Origin of the sequence: Gilliamella sp. Nev5-1 (assembly GCF_001690895.1) — a bacterium.
GTDB lineage: Bacteria > Pseudomonadota > Gammaproteobacteria > Enterobacterales > Orbaceae > Gilliamella > Gilliamella apicola_C.
In genome coordinates this window covers 1-25,491 of record NZ_LZHO01000073.1, presented here as the reverse complement: position 1 = coordinate 25,491, position 25,491 = coordinate 1, and the positions used below count along the sequence as shown (strand labels likewise).

Annotated in this window: 20 protein-coding genes, 1 tRNA gene and 1 pseudogene; 18 read left to right on the top strand and 4 right to left on the bottom strand. The window is 35.4% G+C overall.

What is annotated here, in order from left to right; genetic code table 11:
• Positions 1–145: 145 nt before the first annotated feature.
• Positions 146–781, bottom strand: a complete 636-nt coding sequence (locus tag A9G41_RS10015; protein ID WP_065583188.1) for an NAD(P)-dependent oxidoreductase — start codon at positions 779–781, stop codon at positions 146–148.
• 185 nt (positions 782–966) lie between these two features.
• Here A9G41_RS10015 and A9G41_RS10010 point away from each other — a divergent pair, with 185 nt between their 5' ends.
• Positions 967–1,296 (top strand): winged helix-turn-helix transcriptional regulator, encoded by a 330-nt coding sequence (locus tag A9G41_RS10010; RefSeq protein WP_065583189.1) that lies wholly within the window; start codon positions 967–969, stop codon positions 1,294–1,296.
• Positions 1,297–1,325: 29 nt separating this feature from the next.
• Here the strand turns inward: A9G41_RS10010 and A9G41_RS10005 are convergent, their stop codons facing one another.
• On the bottom strand, positions 1,326–1,853 hold the full coding sequence (locus tag A9G41_RS10005) for a hypothetical protein (protein ID WP_065583190.1): 528 nt from the start codon (positions 1,851–1,853) through the stop codon (positions 1,326–1,328).
• Between the two features lie 465 nt (positions 1,854–2,318).
• Here A9G41_RS10005 and A9G41_RS10000 point away from each other — a divergent pair, with 465 nt between their 5' ends.
• The 5 genes from A9G41_RS10000 to treC all read left to right on the top strand — a co-directional run bounded on the left by A9G41_RS10000 (position 2,319) and on the right by treC (position 9,857).
• Positions 2,319–4,019 carry an AAA family ATPase gene (locus A9G41_RS10000; protein ID WP_065583191.1) on the top strand — a complete coding sequence of 567 codons (1,701 nt, stop codon included), beginning with the start codon at positions 2,319–2,321 and terminating at the stop codon, positions 4,017–4,019.
• Positions 4,019–5,131 carry a 5-methylcytosine restriction system specificity protein McrC gene (locus A9G41_RS09995; RefSeq protein WP_065583192.1) on the top strand — a complete coding sequence of 371 codons (1,113 nt, stop codon included), beginning with the start codon at positions 4,019–4,021 and terminating at the stop codon, positions 5,129–5,131. Before A9G41_RS10000 ends, A9G41_RS09995 begins: the two co-directional genes overlap by 1 nt.
• Positions 5,132–5,540: 409 nt before the next feature.
• On the top strand, positions 5,541–6,503 hold the full coding sequence (gene treR, locus A9G41_RS09990; protein WP_065583193.1) for a trehalose operon repressor TreR: 963 nt from the start codon (positions 5,541–5,543) through the stop codon (positions 6,501–6,503).
• Positions 6,504–6,681: 178 nt separating this feature from the next.
• Positions 6,682–8,109 (top strand): PTS trehalose transporter subunit IIBC, encoded by a 1,428-nt coding sequence (treB, locus tag A9G41_RS09985; RefSeq protein ID WP_065583194.1) that lies wholly within the window; start codon positions 6,682–6,684, stop codon positions 8,107–8,109.
• Positions 8,110–8,183: 74 nt separating this feature from the next.
• Entirely contained in the window at positions 8,184–9,857 is a 1,674-nt protein-coding gene (gene treC, locus A9G41_RS09980; RefSeq protein ID WP_075539617.1) for an alpha,alpha-phosphotrehalase, read from the top strand.
• A 689-nt stretch (positions 9,858–10,546) separates the two neighbouring features.
• Here the strand turns inward: treC and A9G41_RS09975 are convergent.
• On the bottom strand, positions 10,547–10,759 hold the full coding sequence (locus A9G41_RS09975) for a Flp family type IVb pilin (protein WP_065583196.1): 213 nt from the start codon (positions 10,757–10,759) through the stop codon (positions 10,547–10,549).
• 766 nt (positions 10,760–11,525) lie between these two features.
• Between A9G41_RS09975 and recC the strand changes: the two genes are divergently transcribed.
• The 12 genes from recC (at position 11,526) to lysS (ending at position 24,766) form a co-directional block, all read left to right on the top strand.
• Positions 11,526–14,732, top strand: coding sequence for an exodeoxyribonuclease V subunit gamma (recC, locus tag A9G41_RS09970; protein ID WP_065583197.1), 3,207 nt, complete (start codon positions 11,526–11,528; stop codon positions 14,730–14,732).
• A 10-nt stretch (positions 14,733–14,742) separates the two neighbouring features.
• Positions 14,743–15,534 carry a TatD family hydrolase gene (locus A9G41_RS09965; protein ID WP_065583198.1) on the top strand — a complete coding sequence of 264 codons (792 nt, stop codon included), beginning with the start codon at positions 14,743–14,745 and terminating at the stop codon, positions 15,532–15,534.
• A 341-nt stretch (positions 15,535–15,875) separates the two neighbouring features.
• On the top strand, positions 15,876–17,279 hold the full coding sequence (locus A9G41_RS09960) for a DHA2 family efflux MFS transporter permease subunit (RefSeq protein WP_075539616.1): 1,404 nt from the start codon (positions 15,876–15,878) through the stop codon (positions 17,277–17,279).
• 4 nt (positions 17,280–17,283) lie between these two features.
• Positions 17,284–17,916 carry an MBL fold metallo-hydrolase gene (locus A9G41_RS09955; RefSeq protein WP_065583200.1) on the top strand — a complete coding sequence of 211 codons (633 nt, stop codon included), beginning with the start codon at positions 17,284–17,286 and terminating at the stop codon, positions 17,914–17,916.
• 153 nt (positions 17,917–18,069) lie between these two features.
• Positions 18,070–18,657, top strand: a complete 588-nt coding sequence (locus tag A9G41_RS09950; RefSeq protein WP_065583201.1) for a biotin transporter BioY — start codon at positions 18,070–18,072, stop codon at positions 18,655–18,657.
• Positions 18,641–19,222, top strand: coding sequence for a YiiX/YebB-like N1pC/P60 family cysteine hydrolase (locus tag A9G41_RS09945; RefSeq protein ID WP_075539615.1), 582 nt, complete (start codon positions 18,641–18,643; stop codon positions 19,220–19,222). The genes A9G41_RS09950 and A9G41_RS09945 overlap by 17 nt, the downstream gene beginning before the upstream one ends.
• Before the next feature lie 80 nt (positions 19,223–19,302).
• Positions 19,303–19,378 (top strand) — tRNA-Asn (locus A9G41_RS09940).
• Positions 19,379–19,582: 204 nt separating this feature from the next.
• On the top strand, positions 19,583–20,311 hold the full coding sequence (locus A9G41_RS09935; RefSeq protein ID WP_065583203.1) for a type 1 glutamine amidotransferase: 729 nt from the start codon (positions 19,583–19,585) through the stop codon (positions 20,309–20,311).
• Positions 20,312–20,345: 34 nt separating this feature from the next.
• Positions 20,346–21,173: a VanW family protein gene (locus tag A9G41_RS09930; RefSeq protein ID WP_065583204.1), complete on the top strand. Its 828-nt coding sequence runs from the start codon at positions 20,346–20,348 to the stop codon at positions 21,171–21,173.
• Positions 21,174–21,309: 136 nt separating this feature from the next.
• Positions 21,310–21,936, top strand: a complete 627-nt coding sequence (locus A9G41_RS09925) for a Fe-Mn family superoxide dismutase (RefSeq protein WP_065583205.1) — start codon at positions 21,310–21,312, stop codon at positions 21,934–21,936.
• A gap of 185 nt (positions 21,937–22,121) precedes the next feature.
• Positions 22,122–23,220 (top strand): peptide chain release factor 2 gene (gene prfB / locus A9G41_RS09920; protein ID WP_143425455.1). Its coding sequence is split into 2 segments (ribosomal slippage): positions 22,122–22,196 and positions 22,198–23,220, totalling 1,098 coding nucleotides; the frame shifts between segments, so codons are not numbered across the junction.
• Positions 23,221–23,251: 31 nt separating this feature from the next.
• Positions 23,252–24,766 carry a lysine--tRNA ligase gene (gene lysS / locus A9G41_RS09915; protein WP_075539613.1) on the top strand — a complete coding sequence of 505 codons (1,515 nt, stop codon included), beginning with the start codon at positions 23,252–23,254 and terminating at the stop codon, positions 24,764–24,766.
• Between the two features lie 366 nt (positions 24,767–25,132).
• On the opposite strand, the pseudogene A9G41_RS15100 reads toward lysS, so the two are convergent.
• Positions 25,133–25,327, bottom strand: a pseudogene (locus tag A9G41_RS15100) (integrase core domain-containing protein); the annotation flags it as partial.
• Positions 25,328–25,491 lie beyond the last annotated feature (164 nt).

Below are 25,491 nucleotides of genomic sequence, written 5' to 3'. Positions count from 1 at the left end.
AAAAACGTTTAAAACGAGGTACAATGCTAAACAATAAATAAAAGTGTAAAGGGTTTAAAAATTTTTCTGAATTATTCTACTAGCTATTGTTTAACATAAATCTCTATAACTACTCAAAAAACTTAATCACGCTATTTTAGTGTGATTATTCAGTAACAATGGTAAAGCGTTGCTTAATATGTTTAGCGTTTTCTGCTTCATCAATCATTGCAATGGCGTAATCGGCATAGCTAATTTGGCTCTGGCCTTTATTATTGAATAACACTTGCTCACCGCCAGCTTTATAGTGGCCTGTTCTTGCTCCATCCGCAATAAACTCAATAGCAGGGCTTAAATAAGTCCATTGCACATCATCACATTTTCTAAGTTCATCAAGCGCATTAGCCATATTAGTCGCTAATGGTTTAAATTGATCAGGAAATTCAGGTGTATCGACTAAACGAATAGTATTTTCTGGATTAACGTATAAGCTTCCTGCACCACCTACAACTAATAATCGATTAGGTCTATTTTTTAAAATATCAGTAAGGTGTTTTAAGCTGGTTTGATGTAATGGCAATGATTCTGGTGTCCATGTGGCAAAAGCATCGACAATCACATCAAAAGGCTTTAAATCTTCATAAGTCAGATCAAACAGATCTTTAACCAATACTTTTGCTTTTGGATCGACGTGAGAAGTTGGCTTACGTACAATCGCCGTGACATCATGCCCACGTGAAAGCGCTTCTTTAACAATTAATGAGCCTGATTTACCGCTTGCACCAATTACAGCAATTTTCATTGTATACTCCTTTCGTATTGTTTAAATTAATATTTTTTAAATTTAATAAATATCTTTTCGAAAAAATTAGTTACTAAATAAGTATTTTTAGATTAGTATTCAACGTTTCTATTGTAAAGTAGGTACTAATTAGTAAGATAGTTACCAAAATAATATTATTATTGAATTTAAAGGATTTATTATTTATGTCACTTAATGAAAAGTTACCACCTTGTCCTGTTGAAACCACATTAATGTTAATGGGTGACAAATGGAAAATATTAATTGTGCGTGATTTACTTACGGGAACCAAACGCTTTGGTGAACTAAAAAAATCGCTGACTGGCATATCGCAAAAAGTCTTAACTCAGCACCTGCGAGCTATGGAAAAAAGTGGGCTATTAACCCGTAAAGTGTATGCCGAGGTTCCACCAAGGGTTGAATATACGTTAACTGAGGTTGGACAAAGTCTAAAACAGGTACATGATGCCATGTTAGCGTGGGGAAAGGCTTACAAATTAAAAGCGGATGAGTAACCTTTTACCCATCCTTAAATTAATCATGATTAGCCGTCAAATTCTTCACAGCCAAAATAAAACTCATCTGATTTAACATTTTTGTCACGGCCGATAAGAATGATACTAGGAAAAGGATTTTCTTCCGTGACTGGGGCTGTATATTGATAATATTGACCTATATCACCCCAAGACATTGCTTCTTTTAAATCGGCAGGGATTGGGGTTGCTGCCATTGATTTGGCAAATGTATCTATATCACCTTTAGCAATCGCATAAAAGTATGAACCACTATCGCCTTGATATTTAATCTGTGACACAGTGGTATTCATTATTTCCAGCGGTTTAGCAAAGTGATACTCTAAATTAATCAGTCCATCTTCTTCTAAATTTTTTACGGTAATGTTTTGCTCGCTGAGTTGTTTAACCACTTTTGCATCACGACCATCAATTGGATCAACCTTGCATAATAAAGCCGCTTTAAATTGTGACTCAATGGTATTATTTGTTTCGATCGCTAATGCATATGTTGAAAAGCCGAAAATAAGCAGTGAACTGCATAAAAATCTGTATGACACCTTTATATTTTCCTTTTAAAATCATCATTTCAATTATTTCGTATTATTGCAAAAAATAATTTTATCGAATAGCGCTTATCAAAATTTAGTTAAATAAAGTCATTTTAATTGCAATGGTAAAATGGTGGACATGATATTACATCCTATATCAGTTATGTGATTGACAATGTATTAGGATGCATAATTTTATAACCTAACTTAACCAATTTCTTTTGCCTAGTAACAAGATCATTTTATGTAAAAAAATTCAATCTGATATGCATGCACAACACTTTTAAGTCATTAATAGATTTATTCAAAACCATCTACTTTTTTATTATTTAACTATTTGATTATGTATTGTAAAAACATAAATAACTTTATAACAATAGTCAGCAAAAAATTATCAACATTCTATTTTTGGTTAACAATAAATTAGTTTAAAATATGCATAAAAATAAATAACATAATCAGAAAGGAAAGCAATTGGACGGGACAAAAACATATTGGTTTTTGAGTGCTAGCTATAATGGCAAAGATCAAACCGATCACTTTATTAGTGCAGGCATTTGGGAAAGTGGTTATAACGATAAATATTTAAAGCTAGTGCGTTCAATTGCGGTTGGTGACAAAATTGCCATCAAATCAACTTATACGGAAAAGCACAATTTACCCTTTGATAATAAAGGCCTTAATGTTTCTGTTATGAAAATTAAGGCTATTGGGGTCGTAACAAAGAACTACGGCGATGGTAAATTATTGGAAGTCAATTGGCAACGAACTGATTTAAATAAAAAGTGGTATTTTTACACTAATGTCGCTGTCATTTGGCAAGTTAAAGCTGATAATTGGTTTTCAGAACAATTAATTAATTTTACTTTTGATGATAAGCCACAAGAAATTGACGTGTTCCGTAATGCTCCTTATTGGCGTTCACGGTATGGGGATATTAATAGTAACAATGTTAATAGTAATAACAATGCTGACAATATGAACGAATCAAGTAATGATACTTGGAAAGATATTGTATTAAGTCGTGTTAAACAATTATGTTATCAGAAAAATGATAATATATTTACTCGATCGGAATTTCTTGATCATTATAAAGAAGAAATTCAGCAATTATTTCCTAATAATAAAACGATAAAATCAAGCATTGATAATAGGCTTCAAGAACTGAGAAATGATAATATTTTGTTATTTTTGGGAAATGGAAAATACCAATTACTAGAGACAGATGCAAGCTATCTAGAAAAAGACAGTTCAGATAATCAAGACACGACTGAGCCAGTAATAATGAAGCAATCTTATTCCTTGGATAATTTAATCAATGAAGGTTGTTTTGTTGATAAACAACAGTTGCAAGCCATATTAAATAGCTTAAGGTTTAAAAAAAATATTATTTTACAAGGTCCACCAGGGACAGGTAAAACATGGTTAGCCAAGCGTTTAGCGAATATTATTGTTGGTTATAAAGATTCAAAGAATATCAAAGCAATTCAATTTCATCCTAATATGTCTTACGAGGATTTTATCCGCGGCTATCGACCAACCAGTGATGGAAAATTAGCGCTGATTGATGGACCTTTTTTAGAGATAATTAATCAAGCAAGGAGAGATTCTCAATCAAATTATGTGATTGTGATTGAAGAAATTAATCGTGGCAATCCAGCACAAATTTTTGGTGAAATGTTAACGCTACTTGAAGCTGATAAACGAAATCCAAATGAGGCATTAGAATTAACATACCAACACCAAAATGAAAAAGGCGTATTTATTCCCGCCAATCTTTATGTTATCGGCACTATGAATATTGCCGATCGTTCGTTAGCGATGCTCGATTTTGCTTTACGTCGTCGTTTTGCCTTTTACCATTTAAGTCCTCATTTTGGCGAAAATTGGCTCAACTATGTGCAAGAAAAACACGCCTTTTCACCGCAACAATTACAAGATATAAGGCACCGTATAGAGGCATTAAATCAATATATTAGTAATGATAGTTCACTCGGCAAGGCATTTACCATTGGACATAGCTATTTTACTTGTCCTAACCAAGAAATGGCTGCGCAAGATTGGTTTGAACATATTGTTCGTTCAGAAATCGAGCCTCTATTAGAAGAGTATTGGTTTGGCGAGCCTGAAAAATTTAGCGATGCGATGAATATATTATTAGGTAATGCACAATAATGACCACAATAAATAATCATCCGCTATTAACCAATACGACCGTTGCCAAAATACCAATTAGAAACATATGGCTACTTTTGCTCTATGCTTCTGATTATTATAAAACTGTAGGGCAAAAGCAGAGAATAGAACTAGAAAATAACCCAGAGGAATTAATAATGCTCGCTGCCAAACTATATTGTCAGGCAGCAAATAAATGGTTAATACATCATCTTGCCGCAGATTATCAGCTCACAACAAAAGCGCTTAATCGTGTCAGAGGAAAAATAGAGGTTTTAACTACTCAGCGTAAGCAATTATTGGCAAAAGGTAAAATTCAATGTCGATATGATGATTTAACGATTGATACCCCTAAAAATCGCTATATTCATGCTGCGGCTCATCTATTAGTAAAACAATTGAAAGATGCGAGCTTAATTGAACAATGTAGAAAAATCATTCATCAATTTACTGCGTTGAAAATTGGTCAAACAACGTATTATTGCTATGAAAAGGAGCGTTTTAACCATGCAAATTTTAAAGATAATACTTTAATCTCTTTAGCAAAACTGATTTTTAGCTTGTCAATTCCCACTCAATTCCAAGGATTACATACCATTGAACAACTAAAAAAAACCGATCATTGGTTACGTGAATTATTTGAAAAAGCGATAGTTGGCTTTTATCGTGTAAATTTAGATCCTCGGCAATGGACTATTTATGCGGGTAAAAAATTAAATTGGCAATATAGCAATGCGACTGATAATATCACCACCTATTTGCCAACTATGAAAACCGATTTAATTCTTGAAAATCGCGGTCATACACAACGTTTAATTATTGATACTAAATGTACTTCAATTCTAAAAGAAACACGATTTAGATCTAACTCGTTTAGTAGTCATCACCTTTATCAATTGTATGCTTATTTAAGAAGTCAGGAAAAAGATAGTGATCCTTTATCGGTTTGCGCCTCTGGCATGTTGCTATACCCAACTGTCGGTGCGACGGTGAATGAAAATATGACTATTCAAGGACATAAATTATCATTTTGTACTATTGATTTAACCCAAGATAATACAAAAATCAAAGAGAGCTTATTGGCATTATTAAATGATTTTTTACCTTACTAGCTTAAATTGGATGCTGTGATAATTTTTGCTAAAAAACCAAACAGTCAAAATGGAAAACCTAAATATCATATTGAAACAGGGTTTAATCTGAAAGTTCATTTCTGAAAGCTTATTGATAATAATTTCAAGATATTGTGAAAGGAAACAACTTGAAATCTAACAGTACTACAGGCAGCATCCACCTTATAACTGCTTGATTTCACTTAAAAATGTCAAATAAAAACTTCAATAAAATCAATGGCTTTCCTGAACGATTTTTATATAGAAATGCAATGAAATTTTTCATCTTTTTTGTTTTAGTCATTAATTGTGTCGCTAGTTTATCAAGTCGATATCAACAATCTAAAATCGCTATTTTTTCTAAAATAGATTAGTATGATTTTATTGATTTTTGTTGGCTAAATTTATTATGGGCATATCTTCAAACAATTTGACGATTAAAGATATTGCAAAGCTTTGTGGGGTAAGCAAATCGACGGTGTCACGGGTGATCAATCATGACCCAATGGTTAAAGCCAGTACACGCTCCAAGGTAATGGCAATGATTGAACAGCATCAATTTACGCCGTCAAAATCAGCTCGAGCCATGCGTGGTTATGGCAATAAGGTCATTGGTATTATTGTGACCCGTCTTGATTCATGGTCAGAAAATCAAGCTGTTCGCAGCATGTTGCCTATTTTTTATCAGCATGGTTATGATCCTATTATTATGGAGAGTCAATTTAGTGCTGCTAAAGTTAAAGAGCATTTATCCATGCTAAAAGACAAGCAAGCTGATGGTGTGGTTATTTTTGCTTTTACTGGGCTTGAACATTCATTATTACCCTTCTGGCAAAATAAAAGTGTGGTGATTGCCAGAAAGTTTCCTGCTCATACTTGTATTTGTTATGATGATATAGGAGCAGTAAACACGCTACTTACCTATTTATATCATTCACAAAAACATCAAAAAATTGGATATCTTGGTATTGATCAACAAGACCAGACCACTGGCGCTCGGCGTTACCAAGCTTATCTGAATTTTTGTCAGCAATATCAACTGATCCCAAATGCAGCCTTAGGTCAATTAAGTTATCGCTCAGGCTATGAGCTCGCCATACCGGTATTAGCACAAAACCCATCGGCAATTGTTTGTGCAACAGATAGCATCGCATTAGGATTAAATAAATACTTACACGAAAAACAGTTTGAACATATTGTGGTTGGTAGTATTGGCACTAGTGAGCTACTGAGTTTTCTTTTCCCTAAGACTTGTGCAGTTGAACTCGGTTTTGATAAAGCCGGTAGTTATGCGGCTCAAGAGTTACTGAATATGTTACAAAATCAATTTGAGCTGAAAAGTATCACCATTCCTTGCTATTTAATAAGTTAACCCGTAGTTATTTTTATTTAATTTGTGCTTATTTTGCTCTAATTTGTGATATCAATCACAAAAAAGGGAACGTTCCCATTTATTAATTATTCAATTCCATCTATGCTTAATCTATATTCAAAATAGCCAGATTATTAGTGAAATAAAAAGGCTAATTCTAATTTAAAGGAGACCTTTTATGGCTAAAAATACCCAATTAACTAGCCAATCGATAATGCAATTGATCGAGTTGATTGGTGGGAAAGAAAATATTGCCAGTGTTACCCATTGTCTAACAAGATTGAGGTTTGCCTTAGTTGATCCTAAGCTAGCTGATGTCCAAGCTATAGAAGAACTGCCTTTTGTGAAAGGTTGTTTTAATAATGCTGGGCAATTTCAAGTTATCATTGGTACCAATGTTGATAGTTATTACAAAGTATTGATCCAGCAATTAAATTTAGATGAAGCAAGCAAAGAGCAAACTAAAGTTGCAGCTAAAAAGAATATGTCTTTTTTTGAAAGGTTTATTTCTAACTTAGCGGAAATTTTTGTGCCATTATTACCAGCTTTAATCGCTGGTGGTTTATTACTTGGATTACGTAATATTATTGGCGAAATGCCAACTATTGATGGTAAGCCGCTTATACAAACCTATCATTGGCTGGCTCCAATTTACAGTATACTTTGGTTACCTTGCGAAGCGATTTTCCACTTTTTACCAGTTGCCATTTGTTGGTCTACTGTGAAAAAGATGGGAGGATCGCCAATTTTAGGTATTGTTTTAGGTATCACTTTGGTTTCACCACAATTGATGAATGCTTATGATCTTGGCAGTAAAATACCTGATGTTTGGGATTTTGGTTGGTTTAGTATCGAAAAAGTCGGCTATCAAGCGCAGGTGATTCCATCTATTTTTGCTGGTTTAGCGTTGGGTTGGATCGAAACACGATTACGCAAAATTGTACCTGATTACTTGAATCTAGTGATTGTGCCGATTGGTGCGCTTCTTGTTTCTGTGTTTTTAGCCCATTTTATTTTAGGTCCATTTGGCCGCATGTTAGGTAATGGTATTGCTTATATTGTTAAATACTTAATGACAGGTGATTATGCCTTTATTGGTTCGGCTATTTTTGGCTTTATTTATTCACCACTGGTGATTACAGGTATTCATCACACCACGCTTGCTATTGACATGCAGATGACCAATAGTATGGGTGGAACACCAATTTGGCCCATTATTGCTTTATCTAACATAGCTCAAGCTTCAGCCGTGGTTGGTATTATTTTAGCCAGTAAAAAACAAAATGAACGTGAAGTCTCTGTACCTGCGGCGATATCAGCCTATTTAGGCGTGACTGAGCCTGCTATGTATGGCATTAATTTGCGTTATAAGTTCCCGATGTTATGCGCCATGATTGGCTCGGCATTAGCTGGATTAATTTGTGGGTTAGCTGGCGTGTTGTCTAATGGCATTGGTGTTGGTGGCTTACCTGGCATATTAACTATCAAACCGATATATTGGTCAATTTATGCCGTTGCTATGTTGGTAGCAATTGTCGTTCCGATTGTTTTAACCTCGTTAGTTTATAAAATAAAACAGAAGCAAGGCACGTTAAATATCCGCTAACTTATTGATGTCACTTTTTATCGTTGTATTAACTAAACGATAAGTGATTAACTGATTAACAAAAAGAGTGCACAATGAACAAAATTACAATTCCTTGGTGGCAAAATGGGACTATCTATCAAATTTATGTAAAAAGTTTTCAAGCTAGTGGCGCAAATTCAACTGGAGACTTACAAGGTATTATTAAGCGATTAGATTACTTAAAAAACCTTGGAATTAGTGCCATTTGGTTAACGCCAATCTATCCGTCGCCGCAAATTGATAACGGTTATGATGTTTCGGATTATTACGATATTGATCCAAGCTATGGCACAATGGCTGATTTTGAGCTACTCATTGCACAAGCTCATCAACGAGATATCCGAATTATGATGGATATGGTGTTTAATCATACTTCAATCCAGCATCCTTGGTTTAAAGCAGCTTTAGATAAAAATAGCCCTTACCGCTCCTTTTACATATGGAAAGATGCCTCTCCAAATGGAGCAGAGCCAAATAATTGGTTATCAAAATTTGGCGGTAAAGCGTGGCAATGGCATCAACCATCGGAGCAATACTATTTACACTTATTTGCTAAAGAACAAGCCGATCTCAACTGGGAAAACCCAACCGTTCGTGATGAAATCAAGAAAGTGTGTCAATTTTGGGCGAATAAGGGGGTCGATGCGCTTAGGCTTGATGTGGTTAATTTAGTATCTAAACAACAGAATTTTCCTAATGATGAAAATGGTGATGGAAGACGATTTTATACCGATGGCCCACGTATTCATGAATTTTTACAGGATCTGAGTGCTAATGTGTTTCAACCCTATCAGTTGAAAACGGTTGGCGAAATGTCATCAACCACACTAGAAAACTGCCGAAAATATGCCGCATTAGATGGTAAAGAATTGACTATGACCTTTAATTTTCATCATCTAAAAGTCGATTATCCTAATGGCTATAAGTGGTGTTTAGCTAAACCTGATTTAATTGAGCTTAAAAAAATTATCGGTTATTGGCAAACGGGCATGCATAATCAAGCATGGAATGCCATTTTTTGGTGTAATCATGATCAGCCACGCATTGTATCGCGACTTGGCAACGAAAACCAATATCATACACAATCGGCCAAAATGCTAGCCATGTTGCTGTATGGTTTACAAGGAACACCTTATCTTTATCAAGGTGAAGAAATTGGTATGACTAACCCTCATTTTACGGATATTACTCAATATCGCGATGTTGAAAGCCTGAATATCTATCAAGAAAAACTCGCGCAAGGCATGACAAAGCAGGAAATCTTAGCCATTTTAGCCAGCAAATCCAGAGACAATAGTCGAACCCCAATGCAATGGGATAACTCAGTTAATGCTGGATTTACGCAAGGTGAACCATGGATTGAGGTTGCCGATAATTACCCACAAATTAATGTTAACACTGCACTCAATAATCCCGATTCAGTGTTTTATTGTTATCAAACTTTAATTGCGCTCCGCAAGCAGCATCCGATTTTTATTTTAGGTGACTATCACGATTTTACCCCAAATATTGCCGATTATTGGGTTTATGTACGTAGTTACTATCAGCAACAACTATTGGTAATAATTAATCTTACTGATAAAAAAATCAATTACTCATTACCAACACAATTACAACATCTAAACTGGAGTCAATTATTAAGTAATTATCCAGATAGCCCGTTCTTAGGTTCGCAAATAACATTAAGGCCTTATGAAGCAATGTATTGGCTACAACAAAATAATTAAGCAAGCAATATGGGCAATCAAAGATAGATTGCCTATTTTTATATGATCATAATGGTAGTAAGTGATATAAAAACTTGTACATATTAACCAAAATTTATATTTCCTTAGCTGAATTTGACATTTCGTGTATCAAATCGCTGAATGCCTATTATGTCGTCACAATGGGTGGCAAACCATGTACTATTCAATTTGGTTAGTGCGGAGGCTTAATTTAGGATCAAATAGCGCATACAAATCCTATCAATGGCAAACATTCACTAACCTACCTGGCGATCTAGCCAATCGAGTAAGGAAATACAATATTTACCTTGTCTTATAAGATAAATAAGGCGGAAGAGTAAAGTGTAATATTATAAGGAAAGATATTAAATATCTAATGCTCTATTTAACGTATACATACTAAATGTCTATTAACATACGGCGACATTTTGTCTATAATCATTAAAACAGTTCATTTTATATAATTGTTCATATTTAAACGGTATAAAATTCTGAATAAATTTTACAAAAAATATAATCTAAAAAAACAATAGGTGGAATTTTTAGCATAAAATTAATGAGCAAATTGGAAAAGCTTTAGCAATGCCAAATTTCTCAATACATCAGATGACCAGAGCTATTTAAAATTAACGTTTCCAGTATTGTCATTGATTATTCACACAAGTAGGAAAAGGCGGGGGGAACATTAGCTAAATTACGGTAGCTATTTTCGCTGATACTTGGGTAAATATATAATATAGCGTTGAGCTAACTGGACCGTTTGTGCTAAAAATAATTGCAATAATTGCTGCTAAACCTGCAGCAACAACGGCGTATTCAATGGCAATCACACCTTGTTTGTTTTTAATAGATTTATTTAAAAAAGCTCTTATTTGAGTGCTAAGACCCGATAAGCACACCATAACTTTCTCCCTAAATATTTCCTTTATTGCGTAAACCTAGTTCTTTCAATTTTTATAAGGCTCGTCGATTATATAACTTTAACACCAAAGAAACAATAATTATTCGTAAAAATTAAAGAATAATATCAATAAAAAAGCCAGAGAAATAGCAATATTCAAGCAATTAGATTAAGAAGTCGGTTTTCGTTACTTTCTATTGTTGGTCAACCTAACGATGAATGTCATTGTTTGCGATTGTACCAATAAGCATAAACAGCAAAGACTTGTTGCAATTCTATTGAATGTATTGAAACACTCATCGAGTAATCGATGAGTAAACTTCGTTAATCAGAATGAGAGAAATTTAACGATGCTAGTCGTGTTTAATCTGGTTTAATACAGATATGAAAAAACTGTTGTTTTATGTTGATCGACATTGTAGTTGGCAATTTGCCAATTAAATTAAGTAGCAAAAAATAATTTCAACCTTGATTAACTATTGAAGCGTTATTGTTTGCCATCTGATGTGCTCGATAAAGACTTAGCTAGCCTGAGAGATGGTAAATACAAATGGGAACAAGAAACTTAATTCAACCAACCATGATATCATTAAAGGTCAAGGCTGACCTAAATGGATAGTGGAGGCATTTAATGCTACATTGCAAGAACATCTAGCCAAAATTAAGCAAAAATATAAAGTAGAAGAATAGTTTTTAGATGGCTAGATTTATTAGTAACGATCAGCGATAATCCTAAACAACCTTATCAAATTTGCTGCTACACTAATATGTTTATCATTTATCATTCTAACCAAGTTGATCTGCTTAAGACACTATTAAGTGAATTGATGCTCAGACAACCATTAGAGGACGTATTCATACCTGATATCGTTATGGTGCAAAGTCAAGGTATGGCACAATGGTTACAAATTGCGTTAGCTGATGAATTGGGTATTGTGGCTAATGTTGACTTTCTTTTTCCTACACAGTTTATTTGGCAGCTATACCAAAAATTGTTACCCAATGCGCCAACTGAAAATAGTTATAATATTGAATCAATGACGTGGCGTTTATATTACTTATTACCCCAAGTTATTAAGCAGCCTGAATTTATTGCACTTAGCCATTATCTTAATGATGATAAACACGATAGAAAACGTTATCAATTAGCAACTCGTATCGCTTGGTTATTTGACCAATATTTAGTTTATCGCCCTGATTGGCTGGCAAAATGGGAAGCCAATCAAACTGTTGCCGAATTAAATTATCATTCTGATGAAACGTGGCAAGCCGAGCTTTGGCGTAAGCTAATAGCTATCAGCCAACCTTATCATCGGGCTAATATTTATCAGCAAATGCTTGAGATTTTGTTAGATAAACATTTTGATCGTGCTTGTTTAGATCCGTTACCTGATCGTATTTTTATTTTTGGTATTACTTCGCTTCCCCCTATTTATCTCTCATTACTTTCAGCACTTGGGCAACATATTGATGTCCATTTAATGTTTAATAATCCATGTAAATGGTATTGGGGAGATATTGTTGAAAAACAATTATCAGATATCGAAAACACACCAGATAAAATCCCTAATCCATTGTTAACTTCGTGGGGGAAATTAGGTCGAGATAATCTATTTTTACTACAAGAATTTAGCCATAAGCAAGATATTGAAGCGTTTGTCGATCTGGATTGTTCTTGTTTGTTACAGACCATACAACAAGATATTTTGGATCTTTATCAAAGCGAATTTTGTAATAAACATATGTCACCTATGGATAAGTCCATTTCATTTCATGCCTGCCATAGTGAACAGCGAGAAGTTGAAGTGTTACATGATTATCTGTTATCGGTTTTTGATGAAGATCCTACATTGGAGTTACGTGATTGCATTGTTATGGTGTCGGATATTGATAAATATGTTCCTTATATTCGCGCTGTTTTTGCAAATGCTTCTGGAAAGCGATTTTTACCTTTTACTATTTCTGATCAAAAAGCCCGAAATATTGATCCGATTGTGCAAGGTTTTTTCACTATCTTAAATTTTCCTCAAAGCCGATTTACGGCCGAAGAGCTATTTAACTTATTAGAAATCCCTGCTATTGCCGAAAAATTTGCCATTAGTGAATCGCAATTAGCCTTGCTACGAACTTGGATTGTGGAATCGGGCATTCGTTTTGGGCTTGATAGTGCACATAGTTGGTTATTTGGGCTTGAACGGTTATTACTTGGCTATACGATGAGTAGTGAGCATGGGGGGTGGCAACAGATATTACCTTATGATGGTGCAACCGGTTTAGATGCCGAATTAATCGGTCAATTAGCCGAATTTATTAAAGTGGTAAATAAGTGGTTTGTTATCTTAAACGAAGAAAAACCACTCATTGATTGGCAGCCTTGTTGTCTTGAATTAATTAATGATTTTTTTGTCAGCAATTCACAACGTGAATCCATTTTATTGATGATAGCACAAGAGTGGCAAGCGTTGACTAATAGTGGTCTGTCAGCCAATTATATGGAAAATATTTCTATCACGATTTTGCATGATGCCATGCAATCACGCTTAGAACAAAATCATTTAGCACATCGTTTTTTAGTCGGTAAGATAAACTTTTGTACCATGATGCCAATGCGCTCCATTCCCTTTAAAGTTGTTTGTTTATTGGGAATGAATGACGGGGATTATCCAAGAATGTCGCTTCCACTTGACTTTGATTTAATCGCACAGCATCCAAGACGAGGCGATCGCAGTCGTCGCACCGATGATCGTTACCTTTTTTTAGAGGCAATTTTATCTGCACAAAAACAGCTGTATATTAGTTATATTGGTCGTGAGATGAAAGATAACAGTGAACGTTATCCCTCTATACTAGTTAATGAACTTTGGGATTATATTGCCCAATATTATAATATACCCATAAACACGGTTAGTTTTGCTAACAGCTTGGATTTTTTACGTGTAAACCATACACGCACACCCTTTAATCCTCAAAATTTTTTACAGGAACCCAAAAGCTATGCCGATGAGTGGTTACCTGCGGCATTACAACAAGGTGAAAGCCAATTATTTATTAGTGAAATACCTGTTATTGATGTCGATAATATCAATCTCGATGAATTAAAACGATTTTACCAACACTCTATTCGTTTTTTTTTACAAAAACGGTTTAATTTTTATATCAATTATCTGGATGATACCTTACCCGATACCGAAAATTTTAATCTTGATAGTTTAAAACGTTATCAATTGAACTTGCTGATTTTAAATCAGCTGATCAGCAATGAACTGCAACAATACGATGATTTTTATCAACGTTTAGCGTTAACGGGTGAATTACCCGATGGTACCTTTGGTGAAATTATTTATGATAAACAAGTCGAATCATTGCAACCATTAGCGAATAAAATTAACCAAGAACGATTGGTTATGACAACGCAAGAGGTCAATTTAACTATTTTGACCAATGGGCAACATGTCCAATTACAAGGTTGGTTAACCCATGTGCAAGAAGACGGTATATTGGCATGGCGTCCTGCAAAACTGTCGATTCGAGATGGTATTTCACTGTGGATTGATCATTTAGTTTATTGTATCTTAAATCCAGATCAAGTTGAAAATCAAAGCCGCCTCTATGGCCGGGAAGATACTGAGTGGCGTTTTTTACACTTACCCCATGATAAAGCAATTGCGATATTAACCACATTAGTGGAGGGTTATTTACACGGTATTAATCAGCCTTTATTATTGCCAGTACAAAGCGCATGGAGTTGGTTAATGGCTGCTTATAATAAAAAAACCGGTGAGATTGTCGCGAGCGATAAAGCTACCAATCAGCTTTTAAATACTTGGCAAGGCGGATTTAACCGATCTGCTGAGTGCGACAGTTATTATACTCGCCTTTACCCTGACTTAACGGATGCATTAATTGAACAAATTATATTTGCTTGCCAGCGGTTTTTATTGCCTATTTTATTACATCAAACAACGGTAAAATAAGGGGGGTATTATGTTTATTGATACACATTGTCATTTTGATTTTCCACCTTTTACCGATTATCTTGCCGATTCAATAGATAAGATTCGCCAAGCGGGTATTGTTGGGTTAATCATACCTGCAGTTAGTGCTAACTATTTTGATACTGTTTTACAACTAACGGATAATTACTATGAACTCTATGCCGCTTTGGGATTGCATCCTATTTATCAACATACCATGGCTGATTTAGAGCGGTTAACCAATATTGTTAAACAAAAACCTAAAAAATTAATTGCCATTGGTGAAATCGGACTCGATCGCTATGATTTACGTATTGATTGGCAACAACAATTATTATTTTTTAGGTCACAATTAGCGCTTGCCAAACAGTTTGATTTACCCGTTTTGATTCATTCACGCAAAGCGCACGATATTATGTACCACGAATTACACCGAGCCAACTTACCTTGTCGTGGTGTAATACATGGATTTTCAGGTAGCTATCAGCAAGCCATGCAATTTGTTAAGCTGGGTTATTATATTGGTGTAGGTGGCGTAATTAGTTATGAACGAGCGAACAAAACTCGCAATACGATTGCTCAATTACCGTTAGAATGTCTTGTGCTTGAAACTGATGCCCCCGATATGCCATTAAGTGGCCGCCAAGGACAAATAAATCGCCCTGAATATATCGCTGAAGTATTTAAAATTTTGACCCAATTACGCAATGAATCAGCAGATCACATACTGAACACGATTTTAACAAATACCTTAACGCTATTTAGTAGCATTAATAGAATAAAAATCACACAAAGCAACTAAAATAACTTTATTATTATAGAATGATTTTATTAAACTCATCGCAGGTTTATATGATCAGACTATGTAATCAGCTGTTTGTTTTCTCTATACCCCCTCTTTTATCAGCACTGCCTGCTGTAGTATTTTCGGTTTGGCACAATAATTTAGGTTGATTACTAGCTGGCTATTGGCAAGATAGACCTGTTAAAAATAAGAAAAAAACCAATAATTAATAAATAATATTGTAAAATGGCATTCATCTGCTCTCTTTCTTCATAAAATAGGTAGTAAGAGAGCTTAATTTTCCGAGCTTATATTCAACCGCTCACCTAGCATTTAAATTAATTTCAGGCCAAATTAAAATGAATAGCGAATTACAGTTACCGCCTTTTGTTTATCGAATATTACCATGGATTGCAGCATTTGCATTTTTTATGCAATCGCTTGATACCTCGATATTAAACACTGCGCTTCCCACGATGGCAAAAGATCTTAATGAATCACCCTTAAATATGCAATCGGCAGTGATAAGTTATGCTTTAACCCTAGCATTATTTATTCCAGTCAGTGGCTTTTTATCGGATAAATTTGGCACTAGAAATATTTTTGTGATGGCTGTCTCACTGTTCACACTTGGCTCATTGCTTTGTGCTTTATCCAATTCATTAATTTTTTTAGATATCTCGCGTGTTATTCAAGGTATTGGTGGCTCAATGATGGTACCGATATCACGTTTAGTATTAATTAAATCTTTTAAGCGTAGTGATTTTTTAGCCGCCTTAAATACTGCCACCATTCCCGGTTTAATTGGACCTGTTTTGGGACCGGTATTAGGGGGATATTTGGTTGATATGGTGAGTTGGCATTGGGTGTTTTTTATTAATTTACCCATTGGTATTTTAGGCGTGATAATTAGTTGGAAATATATGCCGAATCTAAAGGGTGAACGCATGCCTTTTGATCTGTTTGGCTTTATATTTATTGTGATTGCCTTTATTAGTGCCACTTTAAGTGTAGAGGTTTTAAACCAAAATCAAACATATTATTTTTCATTGCTACTTGCCGCAATCAGCTTCTTTTTTTTACTTATCTATTATGGGTATGCCAAAAAGAAACCAACACCATTATTTCCCCTATCACTTTTTAAGATTCATACGTTCAAAATAGGTATTATTGGCAATTTAATTTGCCGATTAGGTATATCTGGCGTACCTTTTCTAATTCCCTTGTTATTACAGGTCGGTTTTGGCTACTCGGCTATTTTTGCCGGTGTGATGCTAATGCCAATGGCTATTGCTTCAATTTGTACTCGAATCGTTATTCCTCGTATTTTAGCTCGTTTAGGCTATCGTTTTGTGCTCGTTGCTAATACCATTTTAGCGGGCGTGATGATTATTTTAATGTCTCTACTAAATTTATCAACACCCCTTATCTTAATCAGTTTATTGCTATTTTGTATCGGTGGTATCAATTCTATGCAATATACCGCGATGAATAGCATAACCTTAGCGAACTTAGAAAACGAAAATACAAGTAGTGGCAATAGTTTAATGGCAGTGAATCAACAACTTGCTATTAGTTTTGGTACAGGATTTGGTGCAGTTTTACTGCGATTAATTAGCAACTCAGCTAGTACTATTCACGCATTTCAATTAACATTTGTTATACTCGGTGTGGTTACAGTGCTATCAAGCATTATTTTTGCGCAACTAAAAAAAGAAGATGGCCAAAATCTAATCACCCATAACCAAGAAACAAGGAGATAAGTATATGTTTCAGTATCAAATCATCCCCGTTACCGCTTTTCAAGAAAACTGTAGCATTATTTGGTGTGATCAAACCATGGAGGGCGCATTGATTGATCCTGGCGGTGAACCAGAACTACTGAAAAAAGCCGTTGAAAAACTGGGCGTAAATATTAAACAGATTTTATTAACCCATGGACATTTGGATCATGTTGGTGCGGCAACCACATTAGCTCAACATTATAATGTAAAGATTATTGGACCAAGCCAAGAAGATGAATTTTTATTAACCTCTTTGCCACAACAATGCGTACAGTTTGGTTTTCCACATACTGACAGTTTTTTACCTGATCGTTGGTTAAAAGAAGGGGATCAGATCCAAATAGGTAAAATTACCCTTGATGTGCTTTTTTGCCCAGGGCATACTCCAGGACATATTGTTTTTATTAATCATTTGGATAAATTGGCTTTTGTCGGCGATGTATTATTTAAAGGCAGTATCGGACGAACTGATTTTCCTCGAGGCAATCATACCGATTTAATTGCATCAATCACTAACAAATTATTACCTCTTGGTGATGACTTTATTTTTGTGCCAGGACACGGCCCAATGTCAAGTTTTGGTCATGAACGAATCAGCAATCCTTACTTAGTTTAAGCAAAACCTTGTTTTTTGCTATCCCGCTCTTTATCTTAGAGTGAGATAGCAACAAATTAATCTTAATGTAAACTTTTTATATAAAAAATAGTTTACATTGAAATACGTTGCGCTATTATAGTTCTACTATTTATGTATCAAAGGTAGAAAATAATGAAACAACAACTCTCTTCGTATTATCCAACATTTATCACGACACTGGTCAATTTATCTTCTTGGCAACGTAAATTATTGGCCACCACCGGCGCAGCATTACTTTTAGGATTAGCCGCTAATATTAGTATTCCGACTTATCCTGTTCCATTTACATTACAATCATTGGCAGTATTGCTAATTGGTGCTTTTTTAGGTCGTAAATTAGGCGCATTAGCAATAATCCAATACCTTTTTTTAGGTGCGATGGGATTACCGCTATTTGCTAATGGCAGTGGTGGGATTATGGCGCTAGCATCACCTTCTTCCGGTTACTTATATGGCTATGTATTTAGTGCCTATTTAGCTGGTTTTGCAGCAGAAAAGGGGTATGATCGTCGCTTCATTTTAGGCTTAATTGCATTTGCCTTTGCACATCAATTGTTATTTGTATTTGGCGTTGTTTATTTAATGGGCTATTTACATATTACGTTTATTGATGCGTTAAAAGTGGGTTATTTTCCATTTGTTGGTATTGATGCACTTAAATTTATTATTGCAACTTGTGTAATGTTTTCGCTATGGCGTTATCGTGCTAAAAATCAATAATATTCAAAACGGCGATATCATTTTCCAAAGCCTTAACGAAGATAATGATTTTAGTGACGCTATAAACCGTTCTGGCGCAGTGGCTAACATGGATGAGATAACAAAAAATATCAACCATGTCGGTTTATATATTGGCAATAATAGCGTCATTGAAGCGACACAAAAATATGGCGTAATTGAACAATCTTTGCCTGACTTTGTTGGTATGGCTAGAAGTAATATCATTGGTAGGATCCATGATTTAGCTATTATTCAAAATGCATTAAAGCGAGCTAAACATTGCTTAGGTTCACCTTACAATCATAGCTTTCATCCCAATGCGGAAGGTTTTTATTGCAGTGAACTGATTACTTATGCCTTTAAAACTAAACAAGGTAGTGATTATTTCGCATTATATTCAATGAATTTTAAGGATGTAACGACAAATCAAATTTTGCCTTATTGGATTGATTATTATCGCGATCTAAAACAGAGCATCCCACAACAAGAGCTTGGTTCGCATCCACAACAATTACTCAGACAAAAACACTTATTCAAGACAATCCTAACACTTGAATTATCCTAAAAGGAGGTAATTAACACAAAAAATCATTTTACTATTGACATAGCGCCATTAAATCTATAATATACGCGCTACATTTCGGTTCCTCCATAGTTCAGTCGGTAGAACGGCGGACTGTTAATCCGTATGTCACAGGTTCAAGTCCTGTTGGAGGAGCCAACTTCTAAATCCCAAAGCCATCTGAGATAAATTACTTCTTATACACAGCTTCTTTCCTTTATTCCAAATTTTTATCCTGTTGATATTAAAAGTCTATATTGTATTTGCGAAAAAATTATTCATAATAAATTTATTGTTAGATATATATAATGTCATTGAACCATGATTTTGGTGATAATATTTATAGGCAAGGAGTCTTTATTAATGCATATACATTTTATTATTCATGAAGCTTTTGAAGCGCCTGGAGCTTATGAACAATGGGCGATAAATAATCATCACACTATAACTTATTCTCGCATTTATCTTAATGAACCGCTTCCTAATTGCATTGATGATATCGACTTTCTTATTGTTATGGGTGGTCCACAATCGCCGTCAACAACCAAACAAGAGTGTGCCCATTTTGATTCCATAGCAGAACAAGGCGTGATCTTATCTGCGATAAAAGCGGGTAAAATGGTCATTGGTGTGTGTCTAGGTGCACAATTAATTGGCGAAGCATTAGGGGCAAACTATGCCAAAAGCCCAGAAAAAGAGATTGGGAAGTTTCCTATTACACTAACTGAAATCGGTAAAGCCAATCCTTTATTTGCTGATTTTGGAAGTGCATTAGAAGTTGGCCATTGGCACAATGATATGCCTGGTTTAACCAAAGATGCCCAAATTATTGCTTATAGTGAAGGCTGCCCTCGGCAAATCATTGCTTATAATAAATTCGTTTATGGGTTTCAATGCCATATGGAGTTCACGCCTGAAGTTGTTGAATTGCTGATTGCCCATTCGCAAAAAGAGCTTAATCAAGCTGCCAATTACCGCTTTGTTGATACGCCTGAAATGCTTCGCTCGCATGATTACACGGCAATGAATCAAAAACTTTTCGCTTTTCTCGACAAGTTGAGCCAGCACTATCAATCATCTTTAGAAAAATAACTGATTATATATTGTAGATAAGGGAATAGAAAATATGAAAGGTATCATTGTCGATAAACCGATAAAACGCAGTAAATTAAGGCTGAAATTAGGCAAAGAGTATTTTATCTTAAAACGAAAATTAGATTGGTGGCGACATCGTAACATTTATAGTACTGTCGACATAAATAATAATACCTGTTGTTATTCACACAAAAAACATCAGTCTGTTTTATTAAGACCACTAAAAGATGTTGATATGTATTTACAATATAACAAGATCACGAATCTTAGATTAGCCATTGAAAAACTTAATGGTTCAATCATTAAGCCCAATCAACGTTTTTCGATCTGGCAAAAAGTAGGGCGTCCATCCAAAAAACGAGGATTTTTAGAAGGGCTATCATTACATAATGGACAGATAGGCAAAGATATTGGTGGTGGATTATGCCAATTAGGTAATTTGATTTATTGGATTGTGTTACATTCTGATCTCACCATTATGGAGCGTTGGCGGCATAGTTTTGATGTTTTCCCCGATATCAATCGTACAATTCCTTTTGCTTGTGGCGCGACCTTGTCTTATAACTATGTAGATTTACAATTACTCAATAAAACTAATACCACTTACCGGCTTAATCTTTGGCTTGATGATCAATATTTACATGGTGAATTACTTGCTAATATCCCCTTAACTCATCATTATGAAATCCTAGAAACCGATCATCGCATTGAACAACAGTGGTGGGGAGGCTACACCAGACATAATAAAATATGGCAACGCAAAACACATTTAATTGATAACCATGTCGAAGAAAAGCTCATCAGCGAAAACCATGCAATTATGATGTATACTCCATTTATAGCAAGTAATGAAAGCTAATTAGAAAAATAATCATCAGCCTAATCACAGATAGCCACTAACTATCTAAGTGATAGTTTGAGGGCTATTCTAATAGCCCGTATACTCATAAGATAAAGTAGTTGATAATACCTAATATATGAAAGGAGCAAATTTCATGGCTTATACTTTACCCCCTTTACCTTATGCTTATGATGCATTAGAACCTTATATCGATTCTGAAACGATGCATCTTCATCACGATAAACATCATCAAACCTATGTCAACAATGCCAATGCTATCGTTGAAACTTTACCTGCTGAAATTAAAGAATTTAGCCCAAGCGATTTATTAAAAAATTTAGATAAAGTGCCGGCTGATAAACTTACTGGCATTAAAAATAATGTAGGTGGTCATGTTAATCACACGCTTTTCTGGGAATTATTAAAAATCGGTACCGAACTAAAAGGTGAACTTAAAGCTGCCATCGAAAAAGATTTTGGTTCAGTTGATGCATTTAAAGAAAAATTTGCAGCAGCGGCAGCCACTCGCTTTGGATCTGGTTGGGCTTGGTTAGTATTACAAAATGGTAAACTTGAAGTGGTTTCAACAGCTAACCAAGATTCTCCAATAATGGGGGATAAATTTGCTGGCGTTTTTGGTACACCTATCCTAACGCTTGATGTTTGGGAACATGCTTATTATTTGAAATACCAAAATCGTCGTGTTGATTACATCGGTGCATTTTGGAATGTGGTTAACTGGGATAAAGTTGCTGAGCTATACGCTGAAGCAAAAAAATAACCTAGCTTGCACTAAATATCTTCAACTAAAAAGATGGCGCTTTATGCGCTATTTTTACTTTTCGCTGAGCACTTTATTCATCAAGTTTAAGTCAAAACGGTAATTGGCAATTGCTAAATTATGCCCAAATCCGCTACAATGAACGCTTGTAAAAAATCATAAAACTGAACAAACCAATTTAAATCATGTTTGAAATTAATCCTGTTAAATCAAAGATAGCAGAACTTACCGAACGCACGGCTGTGATTCGGGGGTATCTTTGACTATGATGTAAAAAAAGAACGGCTCGAAGAAGTCAATGCTGAATTAGAGCAATCCGAAGTTTGGGCCGATCCCGAAAAAGCGCAAGCGTTAGGTAAAGAGCGCGTCGCACTAGATGAAATTATCAATACTATCAATTCATTAACGCAAGGTCTTGACGATGTTGAAGGCTTACTTGAACTGGCTATTGAAGCGGAAGATCAAGAGACTTTCGATGAAGCAAATAGCGAACTTGATCAGCTAGAAAAAAAACTGGCCGGCCTTGAATTTCGGCGTATGTTTTCAGGCAATTACGATAGTGCAGATTGTTATTTGGATATCCAATCTGGATCAGGAGGCACTGAAGCACAAGATTGGGCTGAAATGTTACTTAGGATGTATTTGCGTTGGGCTGAATCAAAAGGCTTTGCAACCGACGTGATGGAAGTCTCTGATGGTGATGTTGCCGGTATTAAATCAGCAACGATTAAAGTATCGGGTGATTATGCTTACGGTTGGTTACGTACGGAAACTGGGGTGCATCGCCTTGTCCGTAAAAGCCCATTTGACTCAGGCAATCGACGCCACACCTCGTTTTCGTCAGTATTTGTTTATCCTGAAATTGATGATGATATTGATATCGACATTAACCCAGCCGATCTTCGCATTGATGTGTACCGTGCATCGGGTGCCGGTGGGCAGCATGTGAATAAAACCGAGTCTGCCGTACGTATTACACATGTTCCAACCGGGATTGTGACGCAGTGTCAAAATAACCGTTCACAACATAGCAATAAAGATCAAGCTATGAAGCAGTTAAAAGCAAAACTGTATGAGCTTGAGATGCAGAAAAAAAATGCCGAAAAACAACAGATGGAAGAAAACAAATCTGACATCGGCTGGGGCAGTCAAATTCGCTCTTACGTGCTTGATGATTCACGTATTAAAGATTTACGCACTGGCGTTGAAACGCGTAATACCCAAGCCGTATTAGATGGCGATTTAGATCAATTTATTGAAGAAAGCTTAAAAGCAGGTTTATAACCCTGCTTGGTGATAAATAAAAGGTAAAATTATGTCAACACAGCAAGAGCAACAAAACCATATTGAAGAGTTAAATAACGAGCTTACAATACGTCGTGAAAAATTATCTGCAATTCGCGAACAAGGCATTGCTTTCCCGAATGATTTTCGTCGTGACGCAATTTCAAGCGATCTTCATAAACAGTATGGCGATAAAACGAATGAAGAATTGATTGAAAATAAAATTATTGTAACTGTTGCTGGGCGTATGATGATGCGCCGTATTATGGGTAAAGCTTCGTTCGTTTCTTTACAAGATGTTGCTGGGCAAATCCAACTTTATGTTACTCGTGATGATCTTCCTGAAGGTTTTTATAACGAACAATTTAAAAAATGGGATTTGGGGGATATTGTCGGTGCTAAAGGTTACCTATTTAAAACTAAAACAGGTGAGCTTTCTATTCATTGTGAAGAAATTCGTTTGCTAACCAAAGCACTACGCCCATTACCTGATAAGTTTCATGGGCTTTCTGATCAAGAAATGCGCTATCGCCAGCGTTACTTGGATCTTATCACCAATCAAGAATCAAGAGAAACGTTTAAAGCGCGTTCAAAAGTGGTTAGCGAAATCCGTAACTTTATGCTAGAAAATCACTTTATGGAAGTTGAAACCCCAATGATGCAAGTCATTCCAGGTGGTGCATCAGCGAAACCATTTATTACGCATCACAATGCGCTTGATTTAGACATGTATCTACGAATCGCGCCAGAACTTTATTTAAAACGTTTAGTGGTGGGTGGTTTTGAACGTGTCTTTGAAATTAACCGTAACTTCCGTAACGAAGGGGTATCGCCAAGACACAATCCAGAATTCACCATGATGGAAATGTATATGGCTTACGCTGACTACAAAGATCTGATTGTATTAACAGAAGCATTATTCCGTCGTTTATCTATTGCTGTAACTGGCGATGCTGTTGTGCAATATGGCGATCATACTTTTGATTTTGGTAAACCATTTATTAAAATGACCATGCGTGAAGCGATTTGCCATTATCGTCCTGAAACCAATAATGCCGATTTAGATGATTTTGATAAAGCCTGTGCCATTGCCCAATCTATTGGCGTCAAAATTGAAAAAGGTTGGGGACTTGGTCGTGTTGTCACTGAAATTTTTGAAGAAGTGGCTGAAGCAAATTTAATTCAACCAACCTTTATTACTGAGTATCCAGCAGAAGTTTCACCTCTGGCTCGTCGTAATGATGAAAACCCATTTGTTACTGATCGATTCGAATTTTTTATTGGTGGCCGTGAAATTGGCAATGGATTCTCAGAACTCAATGATGCAGAAGATCAAGCACAACGTTTTGCAGATCAAGTATCCCAAAAAGACGCTGGCGATGATGAGGCAATGTTCTATGATGAAGATTACATTACTGCCCTTGAGCATGGTTTACCGCCTACAGCAGGATTAGGAATTGGTATTGACCGAACAGTAATGCTATTTACAAATAGCCATACAATTCGTGATGTTATTTTATTCCCAACCATGCGACCAGTGAAATAAGGCGTTTATTGCTAAAAACGCACTTATTTTCTGATAAGTGTGTTTTTATACCCAATCCCCTCCCGACTATCCTTAAAGCTTTTTATAAATAACAGCAATAATAAAAAAAACAATAAGTCACAAACAACAACTTCGTTATGTCACAAAGAAATGTGTAAAATCGATTGAACATAAAGCAGCTCACGTAATGTTATATGTGAATTTTATAGCAATTTTGAAATTTTGACGTACTTGTTCGCTTATCAGGTTATTTTTGTAAAAAACTTTGAGGAATCTATACCGTTTCGTTATTAAAAATAATTTATGTTAATCCCTATATCTATCATGTAAATATCCCCAACTTAGTAAAACAACTCACGTAGAAAATTAAGCTGCCTGTTTTAGTGTTTTGTATTCAATTGGTGTCATGTTATTTAATGCCTCATGCGGTCTTTCGGTGTTATAAATGGTTAGCCATTCTTCGGTTACCTTTCTTGCTTGTTCTAGATTATTAAATAGATATAAATCGAGTACCTCAGTGCGATAGGTACGATTAAATCGTTCAATATAGCCATTTTGATACGGGCTACCGGGCTAGATATAATCAATGGTTATACCATGTAATTTAGCCCAGTTGGTAAAGGTTTTTCCTGTAAATTCTGGCCCATTATCGACCCATATTTTTAATGGATACCCATGATATTCGGCCAGTTTATCTAAGTAACGGGTAATCCTTCCTGCCGGTA

Bases quoted from the DNA above. Each gene is read 5' to 3' on its own strand.
- A9G41_RS10015 (WP_065583188.1), bottom strand. From the start codon at position 781: ATGAAAATTGCTGTAATTGGTGCAAGCGGTAAATCAGGCTCATTAATT.
- treC (WP_075539617.1), top strand. From the start codon at position 8,184: ATGAACAAAATTACAATTCCTTGGTGGCAAAATGGGACTATCTATCAA.
- lysS (WP_075539613.1), top strand. From the start codon at position 23,252: ATGTCAACACAGCAAGAGCAACAAAACCATATTGAAGAGTTAAATAAC.
- A9G41_RS09975 (WP_065583196.1), bottom strand. From the start codon at position 10,759: ATGGTGTGCTTATCGGGTCTTAGCACTCAAATAAGAGCTTTTTTAAAT.
- A9G41_RS09930 (WP_065583204.1), top strand. From the start codon at position 20,346: ATGAAAGGTATCATTGTCGATAAACCGATAAAACGCAGTAAATTAAGG.
- treB (WP_065583194.1), top strand. From the start codon at position 6,682: ATGGCTAAAAATACCCAATTAACTAGCCAATCGATAATGCAATTGATC.
- A9G41_RS09965 (WP_065583198.1), top strand. From the start codon at position 14,743: ATGTTTATTGATACACATTGTCATTTTGATTTTCCACCTTTTACCGAT.
- A9G41_RS09935 (WP_065583203.1), top strand. From the start codon at position 19,583: ATGCATATACATTTTATTATTCATGAAGCTTTTGAAGCGCCTGGAGCT.
- A9G41_RS10010 (WP_065583189.1), top strand. From the start codon at position 967: ATGTCACTTAATGAAAAGTTACCACCTTGTCCTGTTGAAACCACATTA.
- recC (WP_065583197.1), top strand. From the start codon at position 11,526: ATGTTTATCATTTATCATTCTAACCAAGTTGATCTGCTTAAGACACTA.
- A9G41_RS09925 (WP_065583205.1), top strand. From the start codon at position 21,310: ATGGCTTATACTTTACCCCCTTTACCTTATGCTTATGATGCATTAGAA.
- A9G41_RS09995 (WP_065583192.1), top strand. From the start codon at position 4,019: ATGACCACAATAAATAATCATCCGCTATTAACCAATACGACCGTTGCC.
- A9G41_RS09955 (WP_065583200.1), top strand. From the start codon at position 17,284: ATGTTTCAGTATCAAATCATCCCCGTTACCGCTTTTCAAGAAAACTGT.
- A9G41_RS09950 (WP_065583201.1), top strand. From the start codon at position 18,070: ATGAAACAACAACTCTCTTCGTATTATCCAACATTTATCACGACACTG.
- treR (WP_065583193.1), top strand. From the start codon at position 5,541: ATGGGCATATCTTCAAACAATTTGACGATTAAAGATATTGCAAAGCTT.
- A9G41_RS09960 (WP_075539616.1), top strand. From the start codon at position 15,876: ATGAATAGCGAATTACAGTTACCGCCTTTTGTTTATCGAATATTACCA.